Source organism: Streptomyces sp. NPDC020299 (genome assembly GCF_044387825.1).
Classification (GTDB): Bacteria; Actinomycetota; Actinomycetes; order Streptomycetales; family Streptomycetaceae; genus Streptomyces.
The window spans coordinates 103,944-130,481 of record NZ_JBIRWL010000010.1 but is presented as its reverse complement, the minus strand read 5'-3'; the positions used below and the strand labels follow the sequence as shown (position 1 = coordinate 130,481).

At 71.3% G+C, this 26,538-nt stretch carries 25 protein-coding genes; 11 read left to right on the top strand and 14 right to left on the bottom strand.

Features of this window, described 5'->3' with window-relative positions:
* Nucleotides 1–15 precede the first annotated feature (15 nt).
* The 6 genes from ACH45E_RS25265 to ACH45E_RS25240 form a co-directional block, all read right to left on the bottom strand.
* Nucleotides 16–1,239, bottom strand: coding sequence for an arginine deiminase (locus ACH45E_RS25265; protein ID WP_361439695.1), 1,224 nt, complete (start codon nucleotides 1,237–1,239; stop codon nucleotides 16–18).
* A 92-nt stretch (nucleotides 1,240–1,331) separates the two neighbouring features.
* Nucleotides 1,332–1,874, bottom strand: coding sequence for a DUF5825 family protein (locus tag ACH45E_RS25260; protein WP_361439692.1), 543 nt, complete (start codon nucleotides 1,872–1,874; stop codon nucleotides 1,332–1,334).
* Nucleotides 1,871–3,727, bottom strand: coding sequence for a RiPP maturation radical SAM C-methyltransferase (locus tag ACH45E_RS25255; protein ID WP_361439690.1), 1,857 nt, complete (start codon nucleotides 3,725–3,727; stop codon nucleotides 1,871–1,873). Before ACH45E_RS25255 ends, ACH45E_RS25260 begins: the two co-directional genes overlap by 4 nt.
* 235 nt (nucleotides 3,728–3,962) lie before the next feature.
* Nucleotides 3,963–6,521, bottom strand: coding sequence for a polynucleotide kinase-phosphatase (locus tag ACH45E_RS25250; protein ID WP_361439687.1), 2,559 nt, complete (start codon nucleotides 6,519–6,521; stop codon nucleotides 3,963–3,965).
* Nucleotides 6,518–7,984 carry a 3' terminal RNA ribose 2'-O-methyltransferase Hen1 gene (locus ACH45E_RS25245; RefSeq protein WP_361439684.1) on the bottom strand — a complete coding sequence of 489 codons (1,467 nt, stop codon included), beginning with the start codon at nucleotides 7,982–7,984 and terminating at the stop codon, nucleotides 6,518–6,520. The genes ACH45E_RS25250 and ACH45E_RS25245 overlap by 4 nt, the downstream gene beginning before the upstream one ends.
* 43 nt (nucleotides 7,985–8,027) lie before the next feature.
* Nucleotides 8,028–8,966: a hypothetical protein gene (locus ACH45E_RS25240; RefSeq protein WP_361439681.1), complete on the bottom strand. Its 939-nt coding sequence runs from the start codon at nucleotides 8,964–8,966 to the stop codon at nucleotides 8,028–8,030.
* Between the two features lie 161 nt (nucleotides 8,967–9,127).
* On the opposite strand from ACH45E_RS25240, the gene ACH45E_RS25235 reads away from it, so the two are divergent.
* On the top strand, nucleotides 9,128–10,111 hold the full coding sequence (locus tag ACH45E_RS25235) for a D-alanyl-D-alanine carboxypeptidase (protein ID WP_361439678.1): 984 nt from the start codon (nucleotides 9,128–9,130) through the stop codon (nucleotides 10,109–10,111).
* Between the two features lie 68 nt (nucleotides 10,112–10,179).
* Here ACH45E_RS25235 and ACH45E_RS25230 read toward each other — a convergent pair whose 3' ends face one another.
* The 5 genes from ACH45E_RS25230 to ACH45E_RS25210 form a co-directional block, all read right to left on the bottom strand.
* Complete coding sequence (locus ACH45E_RS25230) at nucleotides 10,180–11,103, bottom strand: LLM class F420-dependent oxidoreductase (protein ID WP_361439675.1); 924 nt, start codon at nucleotides 11,101–11,103, stop codon at nucleotides 10,180–10,182.
* A 128-nt stretch (nucleotides 11,104–11,231) separates the two neighbouring features.
* Nucleotides 11,232–11,702: a DUF6099 family protein gene (locus ACH45E_RS25225; RefSeq protein WP_361439672.1), complete on the bottom strand. Its 471-nt coding sequence runs from the start codon at nucleotides 11,700–11,702 to the stop codon at nucleotides 11,232–11,234.
* Between the two features lie 155 nt (nucleotides 11,703–11,857).
* Nucleotides 11,858–12,199, bottom strand: a complete 342-nt coding sequence (locus ACH45E_RS25220) for a nucleotide pyrophosphohydrolase (protein WP_361439669.1) — start codon at nucleotides 12,197–12,199, stop codon at nucleotides 11,858–11,860.
* The gene (locus tag ACH45E_RS25215; protein WP_361439666.1) at nucleotides 12,196–13,359 is read right to left on the bottom strand and encodes an ATP-binding protein; all 1,164 of its coding nucleotides are present in this window, start codon (nucleotides 13,357–13,359) and stop codon (nucleotides 12,196–12,198) included. The genes ACH45E_RS25220 and ACH45E_RS25215 overlap by 4 nt, the downstream gene beginning before the upstream one ends.
* Before the next feature lie 424 nt (nucleotides 13,360–13,783).
* Nucleotides 13,784–14,173 (bottom strand): cell division protein SepF, encoded by a 390-nt coding sequence (locus ACH45E_RS25210; protein ID WP_361439663.1) that lies wholly within the window; start codon nucleotides 14,171–14,173, stop codon nucleotides 13,784–13,786.
* Nucleotides 14,174–14,486: 313 nt separating this feature from the next.
* Here ACH45E_RS25210 and ACH45E_RS25205 point away from each other — a divergent pair, with 313 nt between their 5' ends.
* Nucleotides 14,487–16,190: a hypothetical protein gene (locus tag ACH45E_RS25205; protein ID WP_361439661.1), complete on the top strand. Its 1,704-nt coding sequence runs from the start codon at nucleotides 14,487–14,489 to the stop codon at nucleotides 16,188–16,190.
* Here ACH45E_RS25205 and ACH45E_RS25200 read toward each other — a convergent pair.
* On the bottom strand, nucleotides 16,171–16,686 hold the full coding sequence (locus ACH45E_RS25200; protein ID WP_361439658.1) for a YceI family protein: 516 nt from the start codon (nucleotides 16,684–16,686) through the stop codon (nucleotides 16,171–16,173). The two genes, ACH45E_RS25205 and ACH45E_RS25200, sit on opposite strands and share 20 nt — an antisense overlap.
* A 100-nt stretch (nucleotides 16,687–16,786) precedes the next feature.
* On the opposite strand from ACH45E_RS25200, the gene ACH45E_RS25195 reads away from it, so the two are divergent.
* The 4 genes from ACH45E_RS25195 to meaB all read left to right on the top strand — a co-directional run bounded on the left by ACH45E_RS25195 (nucleotide 16,787) and on the right by meaB (nucleotide 22,356).
* Nucleotides 16,787–17,287 (top strand): helix-turn-helix domain-containing protein, encoded by a 501-nt coding sequence (locus tag ACH45E_RS25195; RefSeq protein WP_361439655.1) that lies wholly within the window; start codon nucleotides 16,787–16,789, stop codon nucleotides 17,285–17,287.
* An 84-nt stretch (nucleotides 17,288–17,371) separates the two neighbouring features.
* Complete coding sequence (locus ACH45E_RS25190; RefSeq protein WP_361439652.1) at nucleotides 17,372–19,180, top strand: methylmalonyl-CoA mutase subunit beta; 1,809 nt, start codon at nucleotides 17,372–17,374, stop codon at nucleotides 19,178–19,180.
* The gene (gene scpA / locus ACH45E_RS25185; protein WP_361439650.1) at nucleotides 19,180–21,354 is read left to right on the top strand and encodes a methylmalonyl-CoA mutase; all 2,175 of its coding nucleotides are present in this window, start codon (nucleotides 19,180–19,182) and stop codon (nucleotides 21,352–21,354) included. The genes ACH45E_RS25190 and scpA overlap by 1 nt, the downstream gene beginning before the upstream one ends.
* A 6-nt stretch (nucleotides 21,355–21,360) precedes the next feature.
* A complete protein-coding gene (gene meaB, locus ACH45E_RS25180; protein ID WP_361439648.1) occupies nucleotides 21,361–22,356 on the top strand; it encodes a methylmalonyl Co-A mutase-associated GTPase MeaB in 996 nt (331 codons plus the stop codon).
* Between the two features lie 201 nt (nucleotides 22,357–22,557).
* Here the strand turns inward: meaB and ACH45E_RS25175 are convergent, their stop codons facing one another.
* Nucleotides 22,558–22,998: an Lrp/AsnC family transcriptional regulator gene (locus ACH45E_RS25175; RefSeq protein ID WP_361439646.1), complete on the bottom strand. Its 441-nt coding sequence runs from the start codon at nucleotides 22,996–22,998 to the stop codon at nucleotides 22,558–22,560.
* Here ACH45E_RS25175 and ACH45E_RS25170 point away from each other — a divergent pair.
* The 4 genes from ACH45E_RS25170 (at nucleotide 22,973) to ACH45E_RS25155 (ending at nucleotide 25,981) form a co-directional block, all read left to right on the top strand.
* Nucleotides 22,973–23,701 (top strand): thioesterase family protein, encoded by a 729-nt coding sequence (locus tag ACH45E_RS25170; protein WP_399041498.1) that lies wholly within the window; start codon nucleotides 22,973–22,975, stop codon nucleotides 23,699–23,701. The two genes, ACH45E_RS25175 and ACH45E_RS25170, sit on opposite strands and share 26 nt — an antisense overlap.
* Nucleotides 23,702–23,824: 123 nt before the next feature.
* Nucleotides 23,825–25,033, top strand: coding sequence for a phospholipase D-like domain-containing protein (locus tag ACH45E_RS25165; RefSeq protein ID WP_361439642.1), 1,209 nt, complete (start codon nucleotides 23,825–23,827; stop codon nucleotides 25,031–25,033).
* A gap of 50 nt (nucleotides 25,034–25,083) precedes the next feature.
* A complete protein-coding gene (locus tag ACH45E_RS25160; protein WP_361439640.1) occupies nucleotides 25,084–25,467 on the top strand; it encodes an STAS domain-containing protein in 384 nt (127 codons plus the stop codon).
* A 64-nt stretch (nucleotides 25,468–25,531) separates the two neighbouring features.
* A complete protein-coding gene (locus tag ACH45E_RS25155; RefSeq protein WP_361439638.1) occupies nucleotides 25,532–25,981 on the top strand; it encodes an ATP-binding protein in 450 nt (149 codons plus the stop codon).
* A gap of 57 nt (nucleotides 25,982–26,038) precedes the next feature.
* Here the strand turns inward: ACH45E_RS25155 and ACH45E_RS25150 are convergent, their stop codons facing one another.
* Nucleotides 26,039–26,209 carry a hydrophobic protein gene (locus tag ACH45E_RS25150; protein ID WP_361439636.1) on the bottom strand — a complete coding sequence of 57 codons (171 nt, stop codon included), beginning with the start codon at nucleotides 26,207–26,209 and terminating at the stop codon, nucleotides 26,039–26,041.
* A 138-nt stretch (nucleotides 26,210–26,347) separates the two neighbouring features.
* Between ACH45E_RS25150 and ACH45E_RS25145 the strand changes: the two genes are divergently transcribed.
* A complete protein-coding gene (locus tag ACH45E_RS25145; RefSeq protein WP_361439634.1) occupies nucleotides 26,348–26,521 on the top strand; it encodes a CsbD family protein in 174 nt (57 codons plus the stop codon).
* The last annotated feature ends 17 nt before the right edge of the window (nucleotides 26,522–26,538 follow it).

Sequence of the window (26,538 nt, the reverse complement as noted above, 5' to 3'; positions counted from 1 at the left end):
GCGCAGGCACCCCGTCTATACAGGCGCCCGTTCGACGGGGCAGCTCATGCAGCGCGGACCGCCCCTCCCCCGCCCCAGCTCGCTGCCCGGGATCTCGATCACCTCGATGCCCTGCTTGCGCAGATGGGTGTTGGTGGTGGAGTTGCGCTCGTAGGCGACGACGACCCCGGGCTCGACCGCCAGCACGTTGCAGCCGTCGTCCCACTGCTCACGCTCGGCCGCGTGCACGTCCTGGGTGGCGGTGAGCACCCGGATCTCGCTCAGCCCGAGCGCGGCGGCGATCGCGCGGTGCATGTGCTCGGCCGGATGGTCGGTGACCTTGAGTTCCTTGTCCCCGGCGCCCGGTTCGATCGTGTACGAGCGGAGCATGCCGAGCCCGGCGTACTGGGTGAACGTGTCGCCGTCCACCATGGTCATCACGGTGTCGAGGTGCATGAAGGCGCGCCGCTTGGGCATGTCCAGGGCCACGATCGTGCTCGCCGAGCCGGCCGCGAACAGCTTGTGCGCGAGCATCTCCACGGCCTGCGGGGTGGTGCGCTCGCTCATGCCGATGAGGACCGCGCCGTTGCCGATCACCAGGACGTCGCCGCCCTCGATGGTGGACGGGTAGTCGGCCTGCCCCCGGGACCAGACCCGGAACCTTTCGTCCCGGAACAGCGGGTGGTGCCGGTAGATCGCCTCGAAGTGCACGGCCTCGCGCTGCCGGGCGGGCAGGCGCATGGCGTTGATGGCGACCCCGTCGTAGATCCAGGCGGAGGTGTCCCGGGTGAACAGGTGGTTGGGCAGGGGCTCCAGGAGGAAGTCGTCGAGGTCCATCACATGGAAGCGGACGGAGGTCGGCTCCGCGTGCGCCTCGAGGAACTCCCGTTTGGTCATACCGCCGATCAGCGCCTCGGCCAGCTCCGGCGCGGGCAGGGTCTCGAACGCGGCGCGGAGGTGGTCGGTGGCGAGGGGGCCGTACTCCTTCTCGTCGAAGACCCGGTCCAGGACGAGCGACCTGGCCTCGGGGAGGTCCAGGGTCTCGGCCAGCAGATCGCCGAAGAGATGGACGGTGACCCCCCGGTCGCGCAGCACGTCGGCGAACCCGTCGTGCTCGGCGCGCGCCCGGCGCACCCAGAGCACGTCGTCGAAGAGGAGGGCGTCCTTGTTGCTGGGGGTGAGCCTTTTGAGCTCCAGATCCGGCCGGTGCAGGATGACGCGGCTCAGCCGCCCGGCCTCGGAGTCGACATGGAATCCCATGACTCCATCCTGACCACCGCCTTCTCGTTTCACCCTCGCATTGCGGTTTCTCGTTCTCGTCCCCTTGACGACAAACGCTTCAGACAAACGCTTCAGATGGCGGTGCAGGGGACGGGCCAGCGCCGGATGCGCGGCGGCAGGGTCACCGCCCAGGCGTCGGTGATCAGGGCCAGTCGCTCGGCGGCCAGGAGGTCGGCGGCCGTCCGCCGGTCGGGGGGCAGGGTGTCGAGAGGGGTGGGCTCCAGCAGTGTGTGGAAGGCGGCGACCAGTTCGGGGTGGTCGAGGGTGAGCCGGGCGGCGCCGCCGGGCTCCCTGCGGTCCAGGACGGTGACGAAGTCCGGGCCCCGCCGGTGGTAGAGCAGCCCGAGCCGGTGGCGTGCCCGCCAGTCGGTCAACTCGGGCCGTTCATCCGGGTGTTCGGCTGGAGGCGGCAGGTGGCGCAGATTCCGGACGTCGTACGGGATCTCCGTACCGGCCGCCTCCCAGGTGACGGTGAGCCCCAGCCCCTGGCAGTCACGCAGGAACCGCACCGCCTCCGCGGTCTCCCGGCCGCCCGCGCCCAGCCGCAGCGGCTCGGTCACCTCGACCCGGCGGCCGGTGACGCGGTGCGGGACGGTGGTGGGCAGCCCGGTCATCCGGTCACCCCCGCACCGTCGGGCAGGCGGACCGGCGCGTCCCAGGTGGGCAGGGAGACGTACGTCCGGCCGTCGCGGAACAACAGGCCCAGGTCGAGGGCCTGTCGGAGCCAGGCGGTGAGCACGTCCGCGGGGACCTCGTGACCGTCCGCCGTCAGCAGCCGGTGCAGGGCGGGTTCGGTGCGGCCCTCCTCCAGGTGGCGCAGGGCGGTCGCGGCCCAGCCGGTGAAGCGGTGGGTGGTGTGCGGGCGGCCGTGCCGGCGGTCGTGGACCAGGAGGTCGTCACCGTCGCTCTCGTACTCCAGGCGGGAGTGCGGATGCCCGGCCCACCACGCGGCGACCGCCTCCTTCAGGCGCCGCTCGACCGGACCGCCGATGCCCGCGTCCTCGGTGTCGAACAGGTAGACCAGATCGGTGAGTTCACTCTCGGGCAGGTCGTAGACGTGGCTGTACATCTGCGCCGGGCGCCGCTTGCCGAAGCCCAGCTCCGGGTCGGTGAAGTGCGGGCTGAACCGCTCCAGCTGGATGCGGTGGGCGCCGCTGGGCGGCTGGAGGTGGACGAGGGCCGGGAGCTGGTCGATCACCGGGTCGTAGTCCTCGGCGGTCTCGCCCGGGAAGCCGTAGAGGAGGTTCCAGGAGCAGGTGAGCGAGTGGTTCTCGCACTCCCTGAGGGTGCGGACGTTGCGGGCGCCGGTGACGCCCTTGTCCATGAGGTCGAGGACCCTGCTGCCCAGGCTCTCGATGCCGGGCTGGATGTGCACCGTGCCGGAGCGGCCGAGGAGGCCGAGCTGGTCACGGGTGAGGTTGGACTTGACCTCGTAGTGCAGCCGCAGGTCCCAGCCGCTGTCGACGACACGGGGCAGGAAGTCCCGGAAGTACGCCATGTCGATGATGTTGTCGACCGTGACGATGTCCAGGAGGCGGTGGCGCCGGACCAGGTGGTCGATCTCGTCCCACAGCCGCTCCCCCGGTTTGGCGCGGAAGGCCATGGAGGTGCCGTTGAGCCCGCAGAAGGTGCAGTGGTGCTTCTCGCCCCACCAGCAGCCCCGCGCCCCCTCGACGACCAGCTTGGGGTGGACGTACTCCACGACCGGGGAGGCTTCCAGGGCGGTCTGCCACTGGTCGTAGTCCGGAGAGGGGATGTCGGCCGGGGCCACCGTCCGCCGGGCCTCCGGGTTGGCGCGGGACGTGGGGCCGTCCCACCAGCACAGGCCGGGGACGTCCACGGGGCGGGTGCCGTCGTCCAGGTGACGTAAGAGGGCGGGGAAGGCGTACTCGCCCTCCCCGCGCACGACCTGGTCGACGAACGGATGATTGCGGTGCAGGGCGTGCCCCATGGGGCCGTCGCAGTTGCTGCCGCCGAAGACCACGACGAGTCCGGGACGGCGGCGCTTGAGCTCACGCGCGAGGGCGAGCGAGGCGACGTTCTGCATGAAGGTGCTGGTGAACCCGACGACATCGGGCTCCGCCGCCAGTACCTCGGCCGCGCACCCGTCGATGAACTCCGCGGCGTACGGCCGCATGGCGAGGGCGGTGTCGATGAAGACGCCCCGCGCGGCCGCGTAGTCCCGCAGCCGTGCCGTCCCCCAGCCGGGGTCGTCGTACAGGACGCCCGAGAAGACGAAGTCGCCCAGGCCGTGGAAGATCGAGTCACTGCCGACCTCCACGTAGTCGCCGGGACGCAGCCGCCCGCCGGAGCGCTCCAGCAGGAACTCCGCCCAGCGCAGCGAGCCGTGGAACTCCGTCACCTCGTCACGCGGCCGGGCCTGCCGCACCAGCCGGTGCAGCAGGCCCAGTTGCAGTGACGGCAGGTCGATCGGATGCCACGGCATCGTCACCAGGTGAACACGCATGCCGTTTCCGCCGTTTCCTACCGTCTTCCGGTCAGCGGGTCGGTCGCTTCTCCAGGATCGCCGGCCGGCGGCTGGTGCTCCGGTCCTCGCGCACGACGACCTTCTTGATCTCCATGTCCACTCCCCAGGGACGCGTCACATCGAACACCCTTGCGCCTTACGGGAGTCCACCATATGGACGGATACCTGTGCGACACAAGGGTGTTCCGGGACACTCACAGCTCCTCGCGGCCGCTCACAGCCGGGGGTCCACCGGCTCCGACTCCAGCGCGAGCACGCCGAACACCGCCTCGTGCACCCGCCACAGCGGCTCACCGTCCGCGAGCCGGTCCAGGGCCTCCAGACCCAGCGCGTACTCGCGGATCGCCAGCGACCGCTTGTGGTTCAGGAAGCGGTTGCGCAGCCGGGCGAGGTTGTCGGGGCGCGTGTACTCCGGACCGTAGATGATCCGCAGGTACTCACGGCCCCGGCACTTGATGCCGGGCTGGACGAGCCGCCCCTCGCTGCTGCACACCAGCGCACCCACCGGCTTGACGACCATGCCCTCGCCGCCGCGGCCGGTCATCTCCAGCCACCAGTCGACGCCCGCCCGCACCGACTCCGGGTCACCGGTGTCGACGTAGAGCCGCCGGGTGGTCTGCAGCAGGCCGCTGCCGTCGTGCTCCACCAGCCGGTCCAGCAGCGCGAGCTGCTCGTCGTGCGGCAGGGCGGCGAGGCTGCGGCCCTGGACCGCCAGGATCTGGAACGGTGCCAGGCGTACGCCGTCCAGGCCCTCGGTGGTCCAGCAGTAGCGCCGGTACGCGTCCGTGAACGCGGCCGCGTTCGAGGCCCGTTCGCGCTGGCGGGCCAGCAGGTCGGTCACCTCGACGCCCCGCGCGGCGGCACCCTCCAGCGCGGCGAGCACACCGGGGAACACCGCGCCCGAGGCCGCGCCCACGGCCGCGTACTGCGACCGCAGCAGCCCGGACGCCTTCAGCGACCACGGCATCAGCTCGGCGTCGAGCAGCAACCAGTCGGTGGCGAGCTCCTCCCACAGACCGGCCGCGTCGGCGGCCGACCGCAGGCGCCCGAGGATCTCCTCGGTCACCTCCTGGTCGTCGAAGAACGGGCGGCCGGTACGGGTGTACAGCGAGCCCGTGGGCCCTTCCACCCCGAACCGCTTCCGCGCCGCCTCCGCGTCCCGGCACACCAGCGCCACGGCCCGCGAGCCCATGTGCTTCTCCTCGCACACGACCCGCTCGACACCGTCCCGCGCATACTGCGCGAACGCCTCCTCCGGGTGCTCCAAATAGCCTTCCACCCGCGAGGTCGCCGTAGGTGCCATGGTCGGCGGCAGGTACGGCAGCAGGCGCGGGTCGACCGCGAAGCGGCTCATGACCTCCAGGGCCGCTGCCGCGTTCTCCTCGCGGACGGCCACCCGGCCCGAGTGCCGGGTCTCCACCACCCGGCGGCCGTGCACGTCGTTCAGGTCGAGGGGCCGGCCGTCGTGCCCGCCGGGGGCCTCGGTCCGCAGCGGCCTCGCCGGCTCGTACCAGACCCGCTCGGCCGGTACGTCGACCAGCTGGCGCTCCGGCCAGCGCAGCGCGGTGAGCTTGCCGCCGAAGACGGCGCCGGTGTCCAGGCAGATGGTGTTGTTGAGCCAGCCGGCCTCGGGGACCGGCGTGTGGCCGTAGACGACCGCCGCCCGGCCCCGGTAGTCCTCCGCCCACGGGTAGCGCACCGGCAGCCCGAACTCGTCCGTCTCGCCGGTCGTTTCCCCGTACAGGGCGTGCGAGCGGACCCGGCCGGACGTACGGCCGTGGTACTTCTCGGGCAGACCCGCGTGGCAGACGACCAGCCGGCCGCCGTCGAGGACGTAGTGGCTGACCAGCCCGTCGATGAACTCGCGTACCTCGCGCGTGAACTCCTCGCTCTCCCCCTCCATCTGCTCGATGGTCTCGGCGAGTCCGTGCGTGTGCTGGACCTTGCGGCCCTTGAGGTGACGGCCGTACTTGTTCTCGTGGTTGCCCGGCACGCACAGCGCGTTGCCCGACTTCACCATGGACATCACGCGGCGCAGCACGCCCGGGCTGTCCGGGCCGCGGTCGACGAGGTCACCGACGAAGACGGCCGTACGGCCCTCCGGGTGGACGCCGTCGGTGTAGCCCAGCTTGCCCAGCAGCGACTCCAGTTCCGAGGCGCAGCCGTGGATGTCACCGATGATGTCGAAGGGGCCCGTGAGGTGGGTGAGGTCGTTGAACCGCTTCTCGGTGACGACGGTGGCCTGCTCCACCTCCGCCACACCGCGCAGGACGTGCACCTTGCGGAAGCCCTCGCGCTCCAGGTGCCGTATCGAACGGCGGAGTTCGCGGATGTGCCGCTGGATGACCCGGCGCGGCATGTCGGCCCGGTCGGTGCGGGTCGCGTTGCGCTCGGCGCAGACCTCCTCCGGGACGTCCAGCACGATGGCGATGGGCAGCACGTCGTACTGCTTGGCCAGGTCGATCAGCTGGCGCCGGGCGTCCTGCTGCACGCTGGTCGCGTCGACGACCGTGCGGCGGCCGGCGGCGAGGCGCTTGCCCGCGATGTAGTGCAGGACGTCGAAGGCGTCCCTGGTCGCGCCCTGGTCGTTCTCGTCGTCGGAGACCAGGCCCCGGCAGAAGTCGGACGAGATCACCTCGGTCGGCTTGAAGTGCCGGCGGGCGAAGGTCGACTTGCCGGAGCCGGAGGCGCCGACGAGCACGACGAGGGAGAGGTCGGTGACGGGGAGGACCCGCTCCTTGTCCCGTCCCGTGTGCTCTGTTGCCTCACTCATGCTGCCTTCGCCTCCTTCTTCTCCGTCCTCAAGTGGAACACGGCCATCTGCGTGGGCGGCCCGACCTCGGGGTCGTCCGGTCCGACGGGTACGAACTCCACGCCGTAGCCGTGCCGTTCGGCCACCGCCTGCGCCCACGCCCGGAACTCCTCGCGAGTCCACTCGAAGCGGTGGTCGCCGTGCCGGACGTGGCCGGCGGGCAGGCTCTCCCAGCGGACGTTGTACTCGACGTTCGGGGTGGTCACGAGGACCGTGCGCGGGCGGGCCGCGCCGAACACCGCGTACTCCAGGGCGGGCAGCCGGGGCAGGTCGAGGTGCTCGACGACCTCGCTGAGCACGGCGGCGTCGTACCCCTTGAGCCGCTTGTCGGTGTAGGCGAGCGAGCCCTGGAAGAGCTTGACCCGCGAGGCCTGCCGCTCGCCCATGCGGTCCAGCTTGAGACGCCGGGAGGCGATGGTCAGCGCGCGCATCGACACGTCGACGCCGACGATCTCGGTGAACCGGACGTCCTTCAGCAGCGCCTGCACCAGCTGGCCCTGGCCGCAGCCGAGGTCGAGGACGCGGGCGGCGCCGGACTCCGTCAGCGCGGCGATGATCGCGTCCCGTCGCTGCACGGCGAGCGGGGTCGGCTTCTCCTCGGTCTCGGTCTCGGCCCCGACGGCGTTGTCGATGTCCTCGACCTCGCTGTCGTCCGCCTCCGCGAGCCGCACCAGCTCCAGCCGCTCCATCGCCTGCCGGGTCAGCGACCAGCGCCGCGACAGGTAGCGGCTGGTGATCAGCTTCTGCTCCGGGTGCTCCGGCAGCCAGCCCTCGCCGGCGCGCAGCAGCTTGTCGACCTCGTCGGAGGCGACCCAGTAGTGCTTGGCGTCGTCGAGGACCGGGAGCAGGACGTAGAGGTGGCGCAGGGCCTCGGCCAGGGTGAGCCGCGAGGACTCCAGCACGAGCCGCACGTAACGCGAGTCGCCCCACTCGGGGAATTCGGTGTCCAGGGCGACCGGCTCGGCGGTCACCGCCCAGCCGAGCGGCTCGAAGAGATCGCGCACGAGGCCGGGGCCGCCGCGGGCGGGCAGCACGGGCACCTCGATGCGCAGCGGCAGCGGCTCGGTGGCCCGCTCGGGCCGGGCGTTGCACACCCCGCGCATGGCGCTGGAGAAAACGCTGCTCAGGGCCACCGCGAGCAGGGAGGAGGCGGCGTACGGCCGGTCGTTGACGTACTGCGCGAGCGCCGCGTCGGGGGCCCCGCCGCGGCCCTTGCCCTTCCCCCGCCGCACCAGCGCCACCGCGTCCACCTCCAGCAGCAGCGCCGCCGTGCAGCGCTCGGCGTCCGCCTCGGGGTAGAGGACGTGTGCCGTGCCGTAGGAGGTGGAGAACGCCTGCGTTTTCCCGGGATGCTTGTGCAGCAGGAAGCCGAGATCAGTGGCGGGGCGCTCCGGGGTGCCGGTGGTGCCGATGGTCAGGAACATGTACCGAGTCTCCCCGTCGGCACCTTGGCCGACCACCTGATTTCTACTTGTCGACGATCTTCCGGGCGTTCACGACGGCCCGCTCGTTGGCGGCGCGCCGGTCGTCCAGCACCTTCTTGTTCTTGGCGATGGCGGTCTTCTGCGCGTGGCTCTCGACGGCGTACACGGCCTTGATGTAGCCGGTGTCGAGTTTGCACTGTGCGTCGGCGGCCGCGGTCTTCTTCTCCTTGCCGGAAGGCTTGCCCGTGCCGTACCAGTCGGTGTCGGTGGACGCCTTGTCCGGGTCGGGGTAGTGGAGGCCCTTGTCCTTCATGCAGTCCGACCAGGCCCGGTCGGCCTTCTTCCAGGCGGGGTCCTTCGTCGCCTGCTTGTGCGCCTCGTACCAGAGCTGCATGGCGACCGAGTAGTAGCCGCTGAGCTTCACGGCGCCCACCTTCGTCGGCTTGGGCTCGGGGCCGAAGATCTTCCGCGTCGCCTCCCCCATGCACCCTCCCTTGGGTATGGGGTTGCCGTACGCCCGGTGGCTGTCACCGGACTCGAAGGTTCCGGTCAGGGCCGTGTACTGGTCGGCCACCCATTCCATGGGCCGGCTGCCGGCCTCCTCCTGTCGCTGCTGCCGGTGGTAGCCGTGCTCGGCCGCCAGATCCGGATCGTCCACGCCGTACGGGCTGTCGTCCCCGACCAGGCTGCTGCTCGTGAGGGTGCCCTTGCGGACCGGGTACGTCGACTCGACCGTCCTGATGTCGAGCGACTTGAAGCCGCTGAACCCGATGCGGACCATGCACTGCCTGGCGAGGATCCACTGCGCCTTGCCGACGGCCTTTCCGTCCCGGGAGGCCGGGTCCGGAACGTAGGCCTGCAGCGGGAACGCCTTCATGGTGTTGAGGCGGTGGGCGCCGTCGCCGGCGTCGTCGCCGCCGGCGAACTGGCATGCCGAGACGGCGAGCAGGCCGGTGAGAGCGAGAGGGAGGAGTTTACGCACCGGGTCATCCGATCAGTCCTGGATCATGCGCGCCGTGATGGAGCCCACAGTTCCGGCACACGGCATTCACAGAGCAGGCATGTGATCTCCGTTACGGCCGTAGGCGCCCCGGCCTGATGAACTGATTCCTCGTCAACTGACCACTGACACAAGGGGGATACATGAGGGGAACCATGACCATCGACCAGGGTGTCCGGGTGCGCCGAAGAGTCGCCGTCGCGGTGGCGGCCGGTGCCGTCCTGGGTGCGGGGGCCTTCGCGACCGCTCCCGCCCAGGCGGCCACGGCGCCGTCCGCCGCCACGGCGCGGACCGTCGCCACGGCGCGGACCGTCGCGGCGGCGCCGCAGGTGTCGGCGCAGGGCGCGTACGCCATGAACACGGCCAACGGCAGGAAGCTGTTCGGCAAGGCGCCGGACGGACGGCTGCGGACCGGCTCGACCACGAAGATCATGACGGCGCTCGTGGTGCTGTCGCAGCGGAACGTGGACCTCAACAAGAAGATCAAGATCAAGAAGGAGTACACCGACTACGTCATCGACCCGGCGACGGGCGCCCAGCGCTACTCCAGCGCGAACCTGATCCTCGGCGACTCGATGAAGACGCGCGACGTGCTGTACGGCCTGCTGCTCCCGTCGGGCTGCGACGCGGCCTACGCGCTGGCGGACACGTACGGCACGGGCTCGACGACGGCCCAGCGGACCAAGTCGTTCATCGGCAAGATGAACAGCAAGGCGCGCGAACTGGGCCTGACGAACACCCACTTCGACGGCTTCGACGGGGTGTCGAACGGGAACAACTACTCTTCGCCGCGTGATCTGGCCAAGCTCGCCGGGGTCGCGCTGAAGAACAAGACGTTCAAGACGGTCGTCGGTACCAAGGTCAAGGACGACATGCAGTCGTACCGGCCCGGCGGCGGAACGCACGCCATGACGCCGTGGAAGAACTCCAACACGCTCCTGAGCACGTACCGGGGCGCGTTCGGAGTGAAGACCGGCTCCGGTCCGGAGGCGAAGTTCTGCCTGGTGTTCGCGGCCACCCGCGGCTCCAAGACGGTCGTGGGTGCCATCCTCGCGGACACCTCCGCGGACCAGCGGTTCAAGGACGCGGCGAAGATCCTCGACTACGGCTTCGCACAGCGCGGCTGAGTCGGTCCGCGCCGCAGAAGGTTCCCGGGGCCCGTGAACCGGGCCCCGGGAACCGATCGGCCTCGGCGCTACGACAGCTGGGTCTGGACCTGACCGGAGATCAGCTCCAGGTGGTCCAGGTCGGCGAGGTCGAGGATCTGGAGGTAGATGCGCCGGGCGCCGATCCCGGCGTACCGGCCGATCTTGTCGACGACCTCGGCCGGGGTGCCCGCCAGGCCGTTGGCCTTCAGCTCGTCGACCTCACGGCCGATCGCGGCGGCCCGGCGGGCGACCTCCTGGTCGTCCTTGCCGACGCAGACGACGAGGGCGTTGGAGTACGTCAGCTCGTCGGGACGGCGGCCGGCCGCCTCGGCGGCGGCCCGCACCCGGCCGAACTGCCGCTCACTGTCCTCGACCGAGGCGAAGGGCATGTTGAACTCGTCGGCGTACTGAGCGGCCAGCTTCGGGGTGCGGGTCGCACCCTGGCCGCCGATCAGCACCGGGATCCGCTGCTGGGCGGGCTTGGGCAGCGCGGGCGAGCCGGTGAGGTCGTAGTACGTGCCGTGGAAGTCGAAGGTGTCGCCGAGCTTGGTCTGCCACAGCCCGGTGACGACCGCCAGCTGCTCCTCGAGGCGGCCGATCTTCTCCTTCGGGAACGGGATGCCGTACGCCTTGTGCTCCTCCTCGAACCAGCCCGCACCGAGGCCGAGTTCGACCCGGCCGCCGGACATCTGGTCGACCTGGGCGACCTGGATGGCGAGCACACCGGGCAGCCGGAAGGTACCGGCGGTCATCAGCGTGCCGAGGCGGATCCGCTTGGTCTCGCGGGCGAGACCGGCCAGGGTGATCCAGGCGTCGGTGGGGCCGGGGAGGCCGTCCACGTCGCCCATGTGGAGGTAGTGGTCCGAACGGAAGAAGGCGTCGAAGCCGAGGTCCTCGGTGGCCTTCGCCACGGTGAGCAGGGTGTCGTAGGAAGCGCCCTGCTGGGGCTCGGTGAAGATTCGAAGGTCCATACGTCCATCCTGCACGCCGGTGACCTCGCCGGCCCCACCGGTACCCGCCGTCACCGTCCGGCACGCGCGCCGGACGGTCGCCGCCGTCGCGCGTCAGCCGCACCCACCGGGCACCGAACAGCCCACGGTCACCCGGCCTCTCTCTCCGGCAGCGCCGCCTCCCTCGCCGCCAGCTTCCTGAGCATCTCCAGGACGCGGTCCCGGGACTCGTCCGCCGCGTCGATGGCCTCCATGCACTGCCAGTACGTCGCCTCGTCGGCCGCGGCGCTGGCGATGCCGACGAGGGCGATGCCGACCTCGCCGAGCAGGCCGCCGAGGCAGAGCAGGGCCTGGCGGGCGTCGTCCAGCTCGGTCAGCTGGGCGGCACGCAGGTCGCCGTGGTCCAGGGCCGGCGTGTCCAGGACACCGCAGCCCCGGCCCGCCAGCTCGGTCAGGCCCAGGGCCTCGCCCCGCAGTTCCGGCGGGCCGGAGACCGCGAGACGGCTGCCGATCGCCTGGGCCAGGGCCTGCGCCTGCCACACCTCCGTCAGGGCCTGAGCCACCTCACTGCTGGCCGCCAGCGCACGCCTGCTCGTCACGATGAGTCGCACCGCGTCCATACGCTGCCCCCGTTCGTCCGCCCGAACTCATCTTGTTCACTACCCAGAGTGAGTGGATGTGAGACGTAAAGCCAGAGGAAGACGGAAATTCCTGGACAACAATTCGGATTCGACGGGCTTTTTGACTCCGCAGAGTAATAGCGGAGAGTGATCTTCTACGCGGTCCCGTCCCCCGGCGCCGGGAACCTCCGCTCGTTCCGGCCGATCTTGGCATCCAGGGCGGCCAGCGGGTCGATGCCGAGAACCTCGCACAGCTGGAGCAGATAGGCGAGCACGTCGGCGACCTCGTCCGTGACGCGGTGCGCGGTGCCCGGGTCGTCCATGACGCGGGCCGACTCCTCGGGCGTCAGCCACTGGAAGATCTCGACCAGTTCGGAGGCCTCCACGCTGAGGGCGGCCACGAGGTTCTTGGGGGTGTGGTAGGGCTGCCAGTTCCGGGCGGCCGCGAACTCGGCCAGCCGGCGCTGCAGTTTCGCCACGTCCAGGGGTTCCGTCACGGCCTCAGGTGTACCACCGTCACGCCCTCCACCCCGGCGGCCCACGAGGCGTCCCCGACCGTCCCGAGCAGACGGATGTGCCCGGTCCCGCAGGCCCATGCCGCCAGCCGCAGCAGTTCCGCGCGCTGCCGGGCGTCCAGCGCCCGGTCCAGGCCGTCGGCGAGGACGGTGAGCGAGCGCAGGGCCGCGGGGACCTCGCCGGGCGGGTCGACGTCCAGGACGCCCGGACCGGTGAGCAGGACCAGGGCCAGCGCCAGGTACCTGAGTTCGCCGTCACCGAGCCGCCCGAGCGCCGTACGGACGCCGTCGCCCCGGTCGAGCACCGCGCGGACGGTCCCGTCGCCCAGCGGTTCGGCCAGCAGGTCGGTGATGGTGCCCGAGCAGCCGGCGCGCACCGCCGCGACCAGGTGCGCGTGCCGTCGGCCGCACTCCGCGCGGGTGCGCCACAGGACGTCGGCGAGGTTGTCGCAGCCGGACAGGAGCCGTCCGGAGCCCATGGGGACGGCGGCGCGCATGCCGTCGGGCCGGGGATCGCAGCCGAAGACCGAGCGCAGGGCGACGACCATCTGCTCGGCGGCGGCGAGCACCTGGCGCTGCCCGTCCGTCTTGCCGGCCACCCGCAGCGGGAGGAGCGGGGTGCCGAGCCGGTCGTCGGGGAGCGGGGCGCGAGTCACGGGTGCCGAGCCGGCCGTGTGCCAGGCGGCCTGCACCGTCCTGCGGCCCGGGTCGCGCAGGGCCGTCTCGAGCAGCACCAGCCCGCCCGCGGTCAACCGCTCGCCCACGATGCGCAGTTCCGGCTCCGCCTGCACCGCGACGTCGAGCCGGACCGGGCCTTCGGCGCCGTCGGCCGTACAGCCGATACGGAAGCCGCGGCGCCGCTGGGCATCGGGCCGGGCCCGCTCCGGCACGCAGGCGACCGGGTCCCGGAACGCCTCCGCGAGCTCCGCGCCGCCCCCGAGCCGGGCCAGCGCCTCGTACGCCTGAAGCGCCGTCGACTTCCCGCTCCCGCTCGGCCCCGCGAACAGGGTGAGCGGCCCGAGCGGAAACCCGGCCCGCCGGTGCCCGGCGAACGCGGAAAGCCGCAGCTCGGTGATCCGCGGCCGCTCCCACCCGGACGCCCTGGCGGCAGGGCCGTCCCCCGGCCCCGGCCGACCGCTCACGGCGGCCCGGCCGGACTCCGGCGGCGATCCGGGTCCGCCGACCCTGGCGCCAGGGCCCGGCGGACCCGGTTCGGCGCGCCCGGCGGGCGGCGAGACCTGCGGTCCTGGCCCGGCGGGGCGGGGCGCCCCGGCCCGCGGTTCGGGAGCGCCGCTCCCGGCCGGCGGGCCGGAAGCGCTTGACGACGCGGGCGACGACTCCGGTTCGGCGGCGCCGGCCGGTCCCGTCAGCGATCCGGGCCCTGCGGACCGGGGCGGCTCGGGTGGCGGCGGCACGAGGACCGACGGCTCGGGTGACGGCGATGCGGAAGGCGACTGCGGCACGGGCATGTCCGGACCGTAGGGCTCCGCGGGAGCGGCGAACCGTTCCCTCCCGCGACCTTCCTACGATCGGGGGACCGGGCCCGGCCGCGACCGCCCGCCGGGCTCAGGTGCCCGAGACGCCCACGCCTTCCATGAGCCCGCTGACCTCGGTGCCGGGCGGGGTGAGGAGGAAGACGTTGCGGTCGACGCGGTGCATCCCGCTGCCCAGGCCGAAGACGACCCCGGTGCTGAAGTCCAGGACGCGCTTGGCGACCTCGGTCTCGGCACCCGACAGATCGAGCAGCACGGGCGCGCCCGCCATGATCGTCTCGGCCACGTCGCGGGCGTCGGCGAAGACGTTGACCCGCAGCACCACGAACCGGCGGCGGGTCTCGGTCACCGCCTCCGGCAGCGAGCGGTGGTTCACCGCGGACGGCCAGGCGTCCCGGCCCCGTAGCGGCACGACCTGGGCGAGCCCTTCCCACTGTTCATCGGTGACGTCGTATCGGTTCACCGGCTCCCCCCGACCTGACTCGCACTCATTGCCTGCACCGGTCAATTCTTACTCCAAGTCACCCGTTCGGCCCAACAACGACACGAAGCGCGACCGCCCCACCCGTTTCTTTGTGCTCAAAAACAAGATATGTACGACATCACCGGTCGGCGCCGAACTCGGCCGATTCCTGCCGGATCGGGGCTTCTTACCGCCCTCACACCGGACTCTTCACCTCCACGGACACGCCGCTCACCGCCCCCGATTAGCGTCGCCTCTCGTGCACTTGGCAGAAACCCAACGAGTGACACCCAGCCGGCGGACACAGTCGGCGGTGTCCGCCAGCCTGGATTCCCCCGCGCAGTGGCACCGCGTGCTGACCGTCCTGGCCGATGCGAGCCTCTTCATCGGCACCCGGGCGGTCTGGACGCAGGCGGCCACGCACCGCCTGGTCCTCGCGGCCGCCATCTCCCTCTGCTATGCCTCGATCCTGGCGACGGGCGTGCTCGCGCTGACGGTCCGCCGGGCCCGCTCACTGGCCCGCCTGGACCTGCTGGTGCTGGTGACGGCGGTGACGCTCGCCCTGTGCACCTGGGCGCTGAACCACAACGGCGGCGACGAGGCGGTCCTGACCACGCAGGCCGCGAAGGAACTGGTCCACGGGCACCAGCTCTACGGCCGGCCCTGGCCCTGGCTCTTCGACCACGGCGTGGCCCGCACCGCGACCATAGACGGCGGCTACGACTACACCTACGGCTATCCCCCGCTGGCCCCGCTGCTGACCGCGCCACTGCTGTGGCTGGGGCACGCCGGTTCCGCCGCCACGGCCGCGAGCACCGGCGCGCTGATCGCCGGCACGGTCGTGCTGTGGCGCATGCTGCCGGTGCCGTGGCGGTCGGCCGCGACGATGGCCTGTCTGGGCTTCGGCTTCCTGCCGACGTACGCCCGGCTCGGCTATCCGGCGATCATGGCCCTGGCCCTGCTCGTCCCGGTCGTGGTGCGCTGGCCCCACATCGGGCGGGGCGGGCGGCTCGGCACGGCGGGGATCGCGCGGGCCGCGTGCCTGGGGGCGGCGTGCGCGGCGCAGCAACTGCCCTGGTTCGTCGCGCCGTTCCTGCTGGCCGGGATCTACGCCGTGCGCCGCGGCGAACTGGGCGCCCGGGCGGCGGGGCTGGTGGTGCTGCGGATCGCCGGGGTCGCGGCCACGGTCTGGCTGCTGATCAACACGTACTTCGTCGTGAGCGAGCCGGGCACCTGGCTGGCCGGGATCGCGCTGCCGCTGACCCAGGGCGCGGTGCTGCACGGGCAGGGCCTGGTGGACGTCTCGCTGTACTTCACCGACGGCAGCGACCGGCTGGACTGGTACGGCTACGCGAGCATGCTGCTGGCGGCGGCCCTGCTCGCCCTGTTCGTGCTGTTCGTCCGGCGGCTGGGCCCGGCGGCGACGGTCCTGCCCTGGTGCGCCTTCTACCTGGCGACCCGCTCGCAGGACGGCTACTACCTGATGATGACCCCGCTGTGGCTGGCGGCGGCGGTCACCGTGCCCCTGTCGGACTTCGCCGGCGCCTGGCAGCCCTGGCCCCGGCAGTTGTCAGGGCTGCGGCAGCGCCCCAAGCGGATCGCCGCGGCCGCCCTGCTGCTCACCCCGGCGCTGGCCAGTGCGGCCATGGCGGTGACGGGCACGCCGCCGCTGCGGATGACGCTCACCTCGGTGCACCGGGTCTCGGCGCGCGCGGTGTCGGCGGTGACCGTGCGGGTGACCAACACGGCGGACGGCGCCCTCACCCCGCACTTCATGTTCACCACGGGGCAGGGGATGACCATGTACTGGTCGCCGGCGGGGGGCCCGGCCACGATCCCCGCGCACTCCACGGCGACGGTGAGACTGCGGGCACCGGGCGGGCGGTTCACCCTGCCCAGGCCGGGCGTCCGGATCCGGCTGCGCGCGTTCACGGCGAGCCCGCAGACCCTGACCAGCCAGGACGTGCGGCTGACCGGGCCCGCCGCGAAGGCCGGGGTCAGGCCCCGGCGCGGGTGAAGCGGAGCGTGGCGGTCACCGTGGTCAGGCCGCGGATCATGCCCAGCTGGTTCCACCCCATGCCGAACTGCTCCCGGTCCACGGTGAACTCGGCCTCCAGCGTGAGCGCGTCGGCGGTCACGCCCGTCAGGCGGGCGGTGAGGGTCTGCGGCCGGCTGATGCCGTGGACGGTCAGCTGACCGGTGACGTGCGCCGTGTCGCCGGCGCGGAGTTCGGCGCCGCGCACGGCGAAGGTGACCTCAGGGTGGTGGTCGGCGTCGAAGAAGTCGGCGCCGCGCAGGTGGGTGTCGCGCTTGGCGTTCCCGGTGTCGAGGGAGGCGGCGTCCAGGGTGACGGTGCCGGTGGCGGAGCCGTCGGCCGCGACCTCACCCCGGCCGGCGACGCCGGCGAAGGTCCCTTTGACGGTGACCAGGCCCCAGAAGGTCTTGTGCCGCAGTGCCACGGCGGAGGCGGTCGGGTCGAGCTGCCAGAGGCCTGTTTCCACGGCGACGGTCATGGTCGTACTCCCGATGACTGGTTCAGATGATGTGGTTCAAATTTGGATGACACCACGCTAGCCCCTCATCCAAATTTGAACAACAGGTAGACTCAAAACCATGGCAGCCTCCGCCGAGCACCCCGCCGACCAGCCCGAATGCCCGTCCATGAACGGCACCGGGCTGCTCCCTCCGGAGCTGCGTGCCTGGATGGTGCTACTGGCCGCGACCGGCGCGGTGGAGCAGCGCCTGCGGACCGTCGTGAAGGACACCCTCGACGTCTCCCACGACGAGTTCCTGATCCTGTGCCTGCTGGCCGAACAGCCCGGCGGCCTGCGCATGACCCGGGTGGCCGACCTCCTGGGCCGCCCCAAGACCCGGCTCACCTACCAGATCGCCTGCCTCCAGCACGCCGGCCTGGTCACCCGCAAGTCCGTCTGCGGCGACAAGCGCGGCATCGAGGTCGCCCTCACCGAGAAGGCCCGCGAACGGCTGCGGGAGACCTCCGTCCTGCTGGCCGGAACCGTGAAACAGGCCCTCGCCGACTCCATGGGCGCCGACCAGCGGGCGGCCATGTGCGCACTGGTCCCGGACCTCGAGGACGACCCCTCCGGGGGCTGAGAGGCGCAGGTCACAGCCAGCGCGAGGGAAACGTCACAGCCCCCGCTCCGCTACCACTTGAGCGCTCTGCCCTAGCATCCGAGCATGACGGTCCTGCCTGACGACGGGCTCCCACTGGCCGCCGAGTTCCCTGACGCGACACACGAGCAGTGGCAACGCCTGGTCGAGGGTGTGCTGCGCAAGTCGGGCAAGGAAGTCTCGGGCGCGGCAGCTGAGGACGCTCTGTCCACGACGCTGGAGGACGGGCTGCGCACCCGGCCCCTCTACACGGCGCGCGATGCCGCGCCCGACCCCGGCCTGCCCGGTTTCGCCCCGTTCGTACGCGGCGGCCGCCCCGAAGGCAACACCGGGGGCGGCTGGGACGTACGCCAGCGGCACGCGGCGGCCGAGGACGGCGCGGTCCTGACCGACCTGGAGAACGGCGTCACCTCGCTCTGGCTCGTGGTGGGCGAGAGCGGCATTCCGGTGGCCTCGCTCGGCCGCGTGCTCGAGGGCGTCTACCTCGACCTGGCGCCGGTCGTGCTCGACGCCGGCCGGGACGTTCAGGCCGCTGCCGAGGCGCTGCTGCGGCTGTACGAGGAGCGGGGCGTGGACCCCGAGGCGGTGCGCGGCAGCCTCGGCGCCGACCCGCTCGGGTACCGGGCCCGCACCGGCTCGCCCCTGGACTTCGCGCCGGTCGCCGCGCTCGCCGCGCGCTGCGCGGAGTCCTACCCCGGGCTGCGCGCGCTGACCGTGGACGCGCTGCCGTACCACGAGGCGGGCGGCTCGGCCGCGCAGGAGCTGGGCCTGTCCCTGGCCACCGGCGTGGCCTATCTGCGGGAGCTGACCGAGGCGGGGCTCGGTGTCGAGCAGGCCGCGGGCCAGCTGGAGTTCCGGTACGCGGCCACCGCCGACCAGTTCCTGACGATCGCCAAGCTGCGCGCGGCGCGCCGGCTGTGGGCGCGGGTGGCCGAGGTGTGCGGGGCGCCGGGCGCGGGCGCGCAGGTGCAGCACGCCGTGACCTCGCCGGTGATGATGACCCGCCGCGACCCGTGGGTGAACATGCTGCGCACGACGGTGGCCACGCTGGCCGCCGGGGTGGGCGGCGCGGACGCCGTCACCGTGCTGCCGTTCGACCACGACCTCGGCCTGCCGGACGCGTTCGCCCGCCGTATCGCGCGCAACACCTCCACGATCCTGGTCGAGGAGTCGCATCTGGCCCGGGTGATCGACCCGGCGGGCGGCTCCTGGTACGTGGAGCGGCTGACCGACGAACTCGCCGAGGCGAGCTGGAAGTACTTCCGTTCGATCGAGGGCGACGGCGGCCCGGCGGCCGCCCTGCGCTCCGGCCGGATCCGCACGGACCTGGCGACGACCTGGGCGGAGCGCTCCAAGAGGCTCGCCAAGCGGCGCGAACCCATCACCGGTGTCAGCGAGTTCCCGCTCCTCGCGGAGAAGCCGGTGGAGCGCGAGCCCGCTCCCGAGCCGCCGTCCGGCGGGCTGCCGCGGGTGCGCCGCGACGAGGCGTACGAAACCCTGCGCGCCCGCTCGGACGCCCACCTCGCGGCGACCGGCGCCCGCCCCCGGGTCTTCCTCGCGACGATCGGACCGGCCGCCGCGTACACCGCGCGCTCGACCTTCGCCGCCAACCTCTTCCAGGCGGGCGGCATCGAGCCGGTCACCGAGGGCCGCTTCGAGGACAGCGGCGCCACCGAGGCCGTGCTGTGCTCCAGCGACGCGCTCTACGAGGAGCAGGCCGAGCAGGCCGCCGGGTCCTTCAAGACCTCCGGCGCCCGGCACGTGTTCCTCGCGGGCCGCCCCGCCGAGTACGCGGGCGTCGACAGTTATGTCTTCGCGGGCTGCGACGCCGTCGACGTCCTGTCCGCGACCCTGGACCGCATGGGAGTGTCCTGATGGGAATCCCCGACTTCTCCGGCATCGAGCTGGGGACGCCCGTCGCCGGCGGCAGCGCCGAGGAGTGGCGTACGGCCGTCAAGCGGGCGACCGGGAGCGAAGAGCCGCTGTGGGAGACCCCGGAGGGCATCGGGGTCAAGCCGCTGTACACCGGGCGTGACCTGGAGGGCCTGGACTTCCTGGAGACGTACCCGGGCGTCGCCCCGTACCTGCGCGGCCCGTACCCGACGATGTACGTCAACCAGCCCTGGACGATCCGCCAGTACGCGGGCTTCTCCACCGCCGAGGAGTCCAACGCGTTCTACCGGCGCAATCTGGCGGCCGGTCAGAAGGGCCTGTCGGTCGCCTTCGACCTGCCCACGCACCGGGGTTACGACAGCGACCACCCGCGCGTGACCGGCGACGTCGGCATGGCGGGCGTGGCGATCGACTCGATCTACGACATGCGGCAGCTGTTCGACGGCATCCCGCTGGACAAGATGACCGTGTCGATGACGATGAACGGCGCCGTGCTGCCGATCCTGGCGCTGTACATCGTGGCCGCGGAGGAACAGGGCGTACCGCCCGAGAAGCTGGCCGGGACCATCCAGAACGACATCCTCAAGGAGTTCATGGTCCGCAACACCTACATCTATCCGCCGAAGCCGTCGATGCGGATCATCTCCGACATCTTCGCGTACACCTCGCAGCGGATGCCCCGCTACAACTCCATCTCCATCTCCGGCTACCACATCCAGGAGGCGGGCGCGACGGCCGACCTGGAGCTGGCGTACACCCTCGCCGACGGTGTGGAGTACATCCGGGCGGGCCGTGAAGCGGGCCTGGACGTGGACGCGTTCGCGCCGCGGCTGTCCTTCTTCTGGGCGATCGGCATGAACTTCTTCATGGAGGTCGCGAAGCTCAGGGCGGCCCGTCTGCTGTGGGCCAAGCTGGTCTCGCAGTTCGAGCCGAAGAACTCCAAGTCCCTGTCCCTGCGCACGCATTCGCAGACCTCGGGCTGGTCGCTGACCGCGCAGGACGTGTTCAACAACGTCACGCGGACCTGTGTGGAGGCGATGGCGGCGACGCAGGGCCACACCCAGTCGCTGCACACCAACGCCCTCGACGAGGCGCTCGCGCTGCCCACCGACTTCTCGGCGCGCATCGCCCGCAACACCCAGCTGCTGATCCAGCAGGAGTCCGGCACCACCCGGGTCATCGACCCGTGGGGCGGCAGCGCGTACGTGGAGAAGCTGACGTACGACCTCGCCCGCAAGGCCTGGCAGCACATCCAGGAGGTCGAGCAGGCGGGCGGCATGGCGCAGGCCATCGACGCGGGCATCCCGAAGCTGCGCGTGGAGGAGGCGGCGGCCCGCACGCAGGCCCGGATCGACTCGGGGCGGCAGCCGGTGATCGGCGTGAACAAGTACCGCGTCGACAGTGACGAGGCGATCGAGGTCCTGAAGGTCGACAACTCCTCCGTGCGGGCCCAGCAGATCGAGAAGCTGCGGCGGCTGCGCGCGGAGCGGGACGAGACCGTCTGCCGGGACGCGCTGGACGCGCTGACCCGGGCCGCCGACGGCAAGGACAACCTGCTGGAGCTGGCCGTGCACGCGGCCCGCGCCAAGGCGACCGTGGGCGAGATCTCCGACGCCCTGGAGAAGGTGTACGGCCGGCACGCGAGCCAGATCCGTACGATCTCCGGGGTGTACCGCAACGAAGCAGGGGAGTCCCCGAACGTGGACCGCACCCGTGCCCTGGTGGACGCCTTCGAGGAGGCCGAGGGACGCCGGCCGCGCATCCTGGTCGCCAAGATGGGCCAGGACGGCCACGACCGCGGCCAGAAGGTGATCGCGACCGGCTTCGCCGACCTCGGCTTCGACGTCGACGTCGGCCCGCTGTTCCAGACCCCGGACGAGGTCGCCCGGCAGGCGGTCGAGGCGGACGTGCACGTGGTCGGGGTGTCCTCGCTGGCCGCCGGTCACCTCACGCTGGTGCCGGCGCTGCGCGAGAAGCTCGCCGAGGAGGGCCGCGAGGACATCACGATCGTGGTCGGCGGGGTGATCCCGCCGCAGGACGTGCCGGTGCTGCTGGAGATGGGCGCCGCGGCCGTGTTCCTGCCCGGGACGGTGATCCCGGACGCGGCGTACGACCTGGTGAAGCGGCTGGCGGCCGACCTCGGCCACGAGCTGTAGTCCCCCATGGCGGCGATCGATCTCGACACGTATGTGAAGGGTGTGCTCGACGGGAAGCGGGCGATCGTGGCCCGCGCGATCACGCTCGTCGAGTCCACCCGTCCGCAGCACCGGGCGCTGGCGCAGGAGTTGCTCACCGAGCTGCTCCCGCACAGCGGCCGGGCGCGGCGGATCGGCATCAGCGGAGTGCCGGGCGTGGGCAAGTCGACGTTCATCGACGCGTTCGGCACGCTGCTGACCTCGCTGGGGCACCGGGTGGCGGTGCTGGCCGTGGACCCGTCCTCGACCCGCACCGGGGGCTCGATCCTGGGTGACAAGACCCGGATGGAGCGGCTGGCGGTGGACCCGGCGGCGTTCGTGCGGCCCTCCCCCAGCGCGGGCACGCTGGGCGGGGTGGCGAAGGCGACCCGCGAGTCCATGGTCGTGATGGAGGCGGCGGGCTACGACGTGATCCTGGTGGAGACCGTCGGCGTGGGCCAGTCGGAGACGGCGGTGGCCGACATGGTCGACTCCTTCCTCCTGCTCACCCTGGCCCGTACCGGCGACCAGTTGCAGGGCATCAAGAAGGGCGTCCTGGAGCTGGCCGACGTGATCGCCGTCAACAAGGCGGACGGTCCGCACGAGCGTGACGCCCGTGCCGCGGCCCGTGAACTGGCGGGCGCGCTCAGGCTGATGCACGGCAAGGACGCCTTCTGGACGCCGCCCGTGCTCAGTTGCAGCGCGCGTGAGTCGGCCGGCCTGGACACCGTCTGGGAGCGGCTCGAACAGCACCGCACGCTGCTGGACTCCACCGGCCGGCTCACCGCGAAGCGCCGCGACCAGCAGGTCGACTGGACCTGGGCGATGGTCCGCGACGAACTCCTCGGCCGGCTGCACGCGAACCCGGCGGTGCGCGAGGCGAAGCCCACCCTGGAACAGGCGGTCAGAGACGGCTCCTTGACGGCCACACTGGCCGCCGAACGCATCCTGGCGACGTTCGAGGGGACGCCGGGCGACTCCTAGTGGTCGCGCTGGGCATGGCGGGACGAGCGTCAGCTCGCCGGCCGGCGGGCCATGCCGGGCCGGGCCGGGCCGGGCCAGGGACAACCCTGGACGCCATGGGCGCGAACGTCCACACAATGGCCCCGACGGGCCGCGTGCCTGCGCGCCCTGTGTGCCGTGGCCGCCACCCGGGACGCCGTCCCGCCCGACCCCGCCGGACGGCTACGGGCCCGGCTTGACGGTCTTCATCGTGAAGTGCGAGGTGACGTTCTTGATCCGGGGGATCGTCATGACCCTCCGGCTGAGGAACGTCTCGTAGGCGGGCAGATCGGCGACTGCCACGCGGACGAAATAGTCGGGGCTGCCGAACAGCCGCCGCAGCTCCAGTACTTCCTCGGCCCGCGCCAGGGTGCTCTCGAAGCGCTCGACCGTCTCCGCGTCCTGGGCCTCGAGACTGAGGTCGATCAGGACCTCGAAGGAACGGCCCACGGAAGCGGGGTCGATCACGGCCCGGTAGCCCTGGATGACACCGTCCGCCTCCAGCCGCTGCACCCGGCGCAGACACGGCCCGGTGGTCAGCCCGACCCGCTGGGCCAGCTCCACGTTGGTCAGCCGCCCGTCCCGCTCCAGCTCGGCAATGATTGCCTTGTCGATCGCGTCCACACACTTCAGCCCGCTCGGCGGACTCGTCGTCCACGCCATCGACCGCCATCGGGCCGCCGGTCCCGACAACGGCCTGGTCCTCTCCCGGATCAGCTACGACATCCTCGGCCGCCTCGCCCTCGACGAGTGCGAGATCGAGGTGGACACCATCCGCCGCGGACGGACCATCGAACTCCTCGAAGCGGTCGTCCGGATCGCCGGCCGGCCGGTCGTCCGGGCCCGCGCCTGGTTCCTGGCCTGCCTGGACACCACCGCGGTCGCGGGCGGCCCCGACGACCGCCTCACCTCTCCGGAGTCGCTCACCGCGTGGCCGATGTCCGAGGTCTGGCCCGGCGGCTACATCGCCTCCCTGGACGTCCGCCCGGTGGAACCGCCCAGGCCCGGCCGTACGACCGCCTGGGTCTCCACGCCGCTCGATCTGGTCGCCGGCGTTCCGGTCAGCCCGCTCGCGTCGTACCTCGCCCTCGTCGACACCGCCAACGGCATAGCCGTCCGGCAGCCGCCCACCGCGTGGATGTTCCCCAACGTCGACCTGACCGTCCACCTCCACCGCCGGCCACGAGGCCCCTGGACCGGACTGGACACCACGGTCACCTTCGGCCCCTCCGGCCAGGGCCTCACCAGCACGGTGCTGCACGACGTCGACGGCCCGGTCGGCCAGGCCCAGCAGATCCTCACGGTGCGGCCCCTGCCGGGATCCTGACGAGACCGGCGGGCCGCCGCAGCGGAGGGCTGGAGTAAGGCGGTGCCCGCCGGGCATCTGCTTGTTCGGGCTCGTCCGGCAGCCCGAGGCGTTCTGCTCTTCGTCCCAGTGGGGGGATTCGGCGTGATACTCGACGAGGTACCAAGATCCCCTGCTCAGGGGGCCACCCCTGACGCGGCAGCGCGCAAACAGCGCCTGCGCCGCCGCCTGGAGCGACTGATAGGCGTGGCCGCCACCGAAGGCAACGACCTGGTGCCCTTGCGCAACGGTGATGAGATCTTTCCCGCGATGCTCGGGGCGATCCGTGCGGCTCGGCACACCATCGACCTGATGACGTTCGTGTACTGGCGGGGTCGGATCGCCCACGACTTCGCCGTCGCTCTGGCCGAACGCGCCCGCGCGGGGGTGCGCGTACGGCTGCTGCTCGACGGCTTCGGCGCCAAGGAGATAGAGCGGCGGTTGCTCGACCTCATGAGCGCCGCGGGTGTGCAGGTGGCCTGGTTCCGCAAACCCGTGTGGCTGTCGCCGTTCAAACAGAACCACCGCTGCCACCGCAAGGCCCTCGTCGTCGATGAACAGACCGCCTTCACCGGGGGCGTCGGCATCGCGGAGGAATGGTGCGGCGACGCACGCAACCCCGCCGAGTGGCGCGACACCCACGTCCAGGTGCGCGGTCCGGCCGTGGACGGCATCGCGGCGGCGTTCGCACAGAACTGGGCGGAGTGCCACGCCGAGCTCTTCGACGACCGCGACCGCTTCACGGAACACCCGCAGGCCGGCTCGTCGGTGGTGCAGGTCGTCCGCGGCTCCGCGAGCATCGGCTGGCAGGACATGCAGACCCTCATCCGCGTCATGCTCACCTCCGCCGAGGAACGCTTCCGGCTGGCCACCGCCTACTTCGCTCCCGACAGCTATTTCATCGGCCTGCTGTGCGAGACCGCCCGCCGCGGCGTGCGGGTCGAGATCCTCCTGCCCGGTCCGCACACCGACCAGCGCGCCTGTCAACTGGCCGGTCAGCACCACTACACGCGGCTGTTGCGGGCCGGTGTGCACATCCGTCAGTACCAGCCGACCATGATGCACGCCAAGATCATCACCGTGGACTCGGTCGCCTCCCTCATCGGATCCACCAACTTCAACCGCCGGTCCATGGACCACGACGAGGAGGTCATGCTCGCCGTCCTGGACGAGACGTTCACCGCCGCACTCGACCGCGACTACGAAGCGGACCTGAAGCACAGCGCGGACATCGACCTCACGCGATGGAGACGACGGGCACTTTTGCAACGCGCCAAAGAAGCGGCGGTCACACCCCTCCGCCGCTTTCTGTGAGCCCACCGGTGCCCCTTGGCGCCGAAACGACCAAGTGTCAGGATGGCGCCATGGCAGCGGCCCACCCCACGAACGTCCACATCAGCCGCCACGATCAGGCTCTGTGCATCATCCTGCGCGGAGAGCTGGACCACGACGACGCCGAAGACGTCGAAGCCGCATGGGAGGCCGCCGGCCTCGCGGCACTCGCCACCACGGTGGTGGATCTCACCCAGGTCACCTTCGCGGACAGCATGCTCCTGAACGCACTCCTCGAAGCCCGGCGCCAACACGAATCGGCCGGCCGCGAGTTCATCCTGCTCGGCCCTCTGCACCCTTCGGTCAACCGGCTTCTGACCATCAGCGGCACCCTCGAACACTTCACGATCCTGAATTCGGATCTTCTGAGAGACCGTGACGACGGTCATCCCCATGAGCGCGACCACAGCGGGTAGACGGAAAGAGCGAAACGAAAACGACCAACTACGAGAAAGCCGGACGCACCGCACAGGAAATTCCATGGTCATGCCGCTCAGGAATCAGGTCACGAACGCGCGCCACTCGGCAGCGCCGTTGCGATATGACGCCGTCTGGGACAGCGAAGGGACATCCGTCGCTCACACCCGGCACGCCGTTCGCACGCTGCTCGCCCGGGCAGGACACCATTCCCACCACCAGCCGAGTATGGACGCCCAGATCGTCGTCGGCGAACTCGTCACCAACGCGCTGCGCCACGCACCTGGCCCCGGACGGCTCCGTCTGGAACTCGTCCGTGAAAGCGGCCTGCTTCGGATCACCGTCCGCGACCGTTCATCGCGGCAGCCACGCATGCGTGTCCCCGTCCCCCGCCGTGTCGGGGGGCACGGCCTGCACCTGGTCACCCGGCTTTGCGAGCGGTTCCATACGGTCCCCCTCGACGACGGCAAACAGGTCGTGGCCGAACTCAGCCTGCGGGGAGAAACACCCTGAGCCGGGCCCGGCCGTCACGTCGGCCGGGCCCGGTGAAGCAGGCGTATGCGAGTCAGGTCACCATCGATACCAACGCCCTCGGCCACCACCGGCACTGGTGGAGCGCATGACGAAGCCGAGAAGCCACAGCACCAACACGGCGACGGCGACCCACCAAAGGATCTTGAGGGCGAAGCCGGCGCCGAAGAGAACCAACGCGAGAAGCAGAACAAGCAGCAGGGGAACCATATTTATCAACCTCCTTCCTTCCGTCTGCCCTGCAATTTCACCGACATGCCGCAACGGTGCCTTGTTTGTGAAGGGAAAGCCGGGGCAGTAGCGGGCTACTGCCACAGCGGCAAACAAGTGACGAGGAGGCGCCGTTTCATGACTGCCGGCGAGAAGGCCAAGGCGAAGACCGAGCAGGCCGAGGGCAAGGCCATGAAGGCCGCGGGAAGCGCCATCGGGAATGACCGCATGGTCGCCGAGGGGCAGGCGAAGAAGAGCGAGGGTGACGCCCGCGAGGCCAAGGAAAAGGCCAAGGACGCATTCAAGCACTGACCTTCCGAAAGGGGCCT

What these genes read in the sequence shown, in the direction of transcription:
- ACH45E_RS25160 (WP_361439640.1), top strand. Translation starts at nt 25,084, where the DNA reads ATGGCAGCGGCCCACCCCACGAACGTCCACATCAGCCGCCACGATCAG.
- ACH45E_RS25265 (WP_361439695.1), bottom strand. Translation starts at nt 1,239, where the DNA reads ATGGGATTCCATGTCGACTCCGAGGCCGGGCGGCTGAGCCGCGTCATC.
- ACH45E_RS25225 (WP_361439672.1), bottom strand. Translation starts at nt 11,702, where the DNA reads ATGGACGCGGTGCGACTCATCGTGACGAGCAGGCGTGCGCTGGCGGCC.
- ACH45E_RS25255 (WP_361439690.1), bottom strand. Translation starts at nt 3,727, where the DNA reads ATGCGTGTTCACCTGGTGACGATGCCGTGGCATCCGATCGACCTGCCG.
- ACH45E_RS25150 (WP_361439636.1), bottom strand. Translation starts at nt 26,209, where the DNA reads ATGGTTCCCCTGCTGCTTGTTCTGCTTCTCGCGTTGGTTCTCTTCGGC.
- ACH45E_RS25245 (WP_361439684.1), bottom strand. Translation starts at nt 7,984, where the DNA reads ATGTTCCTGACCATCGGCACCACCGGCACCCCGGAGCGCCCCGCCACT.
- ACH45E_RS25250 (WP_361439687.1), bottom strand. Translation starts at nt 6,521, where the DNA reads ATGAGTGAGGCAACAGAGCACACGGGACGGGACAAGGAGCGGGTCCTC.
- ACH45E_RS25170 (WP_399041498.1), top strand. Translation starts at nt 22,973, where the DNA reads ATGATTGCCTTGTCGATCGCGTCCACACACTTCAGCCCGCTCGGCGGA.
- ACH45E_RS25190 (WP_361439652.1), top strand. Translation starts at nt 17,372, where the DNA reads ATGACGGTCCTGCCTGACGACGGGCTCCCACTGGCCGCCGAGTTCCCT.
- ACH45E_RS25230 (WP_361439675.1), bottom strand. Translation starts at nt 11,103, where the DNA reads ATGGACCTTCGAATCTTCACCGAGCCCCAGCAGGGCGCTTCCTACGAC.
- meaB (WP_361439648.1), top strand. Translation starts at nt 21,361, where the DNA reads ATGGCGGCGATCGATCTCGACACGTATGTGAAGGGTGTGCTCGACGGG.
- ACH45E_RS25145 (WP_361439634.1), top strand. Translation starts at nt 26,348, where the DNA reads ATGACTGCCGGCGAGAAGGCCAAGGCGAAGACCGAGCAGGCCGAGGGC.
- ACH45E_RS25200 (WP_361439658.1), bottom strand. Translation starts at nt 16,686, where the DNA reads ATGACCGTCGCCGTGGAAACAGGCCTCTGGCAGCTCGACCCGACCGCC.
- scpA (WP_361439650.1), top strand. Translation starts at nt 19,180, where the DNA reads ATGGGAATCCCCGACTTCTCCGGCATCGAGCTGGGGACGCCCGTCGCC.
- ACH45E_RS25235 (WP_361439678.1), top strand. Translation starts at nt 9,128, where the DNA reads ATGAGGGGAACCATGACCATCGACCAGGGTGTCCGGGTGCGCCGAAGA.
- ACH45E_RS25195 (WP_361439655.1), top strand. Translation starts at nt 16,787, where the DNA reads ATGGCAGCCTCCGCCGAGCACCCCGCCGACCAGCCCGAATGCCCGTCC.
- ACH45E_RS25260 (WP_361439692.1), bottom strand. Translation starts at nt 1,874, where the DNA reads ATGACCGGGCTGCCCACCACCGTCCCGCACCGCGTCACCGGCCGCCGG.
- ACH45E_RS25155 (WP_361439638.1), top strand. Translation starts at nt 25,532, where the DNA reads ATGGTCATGCCGCTCAGGAATCAGGTCACGAACGCGCGCCACTCGGCA.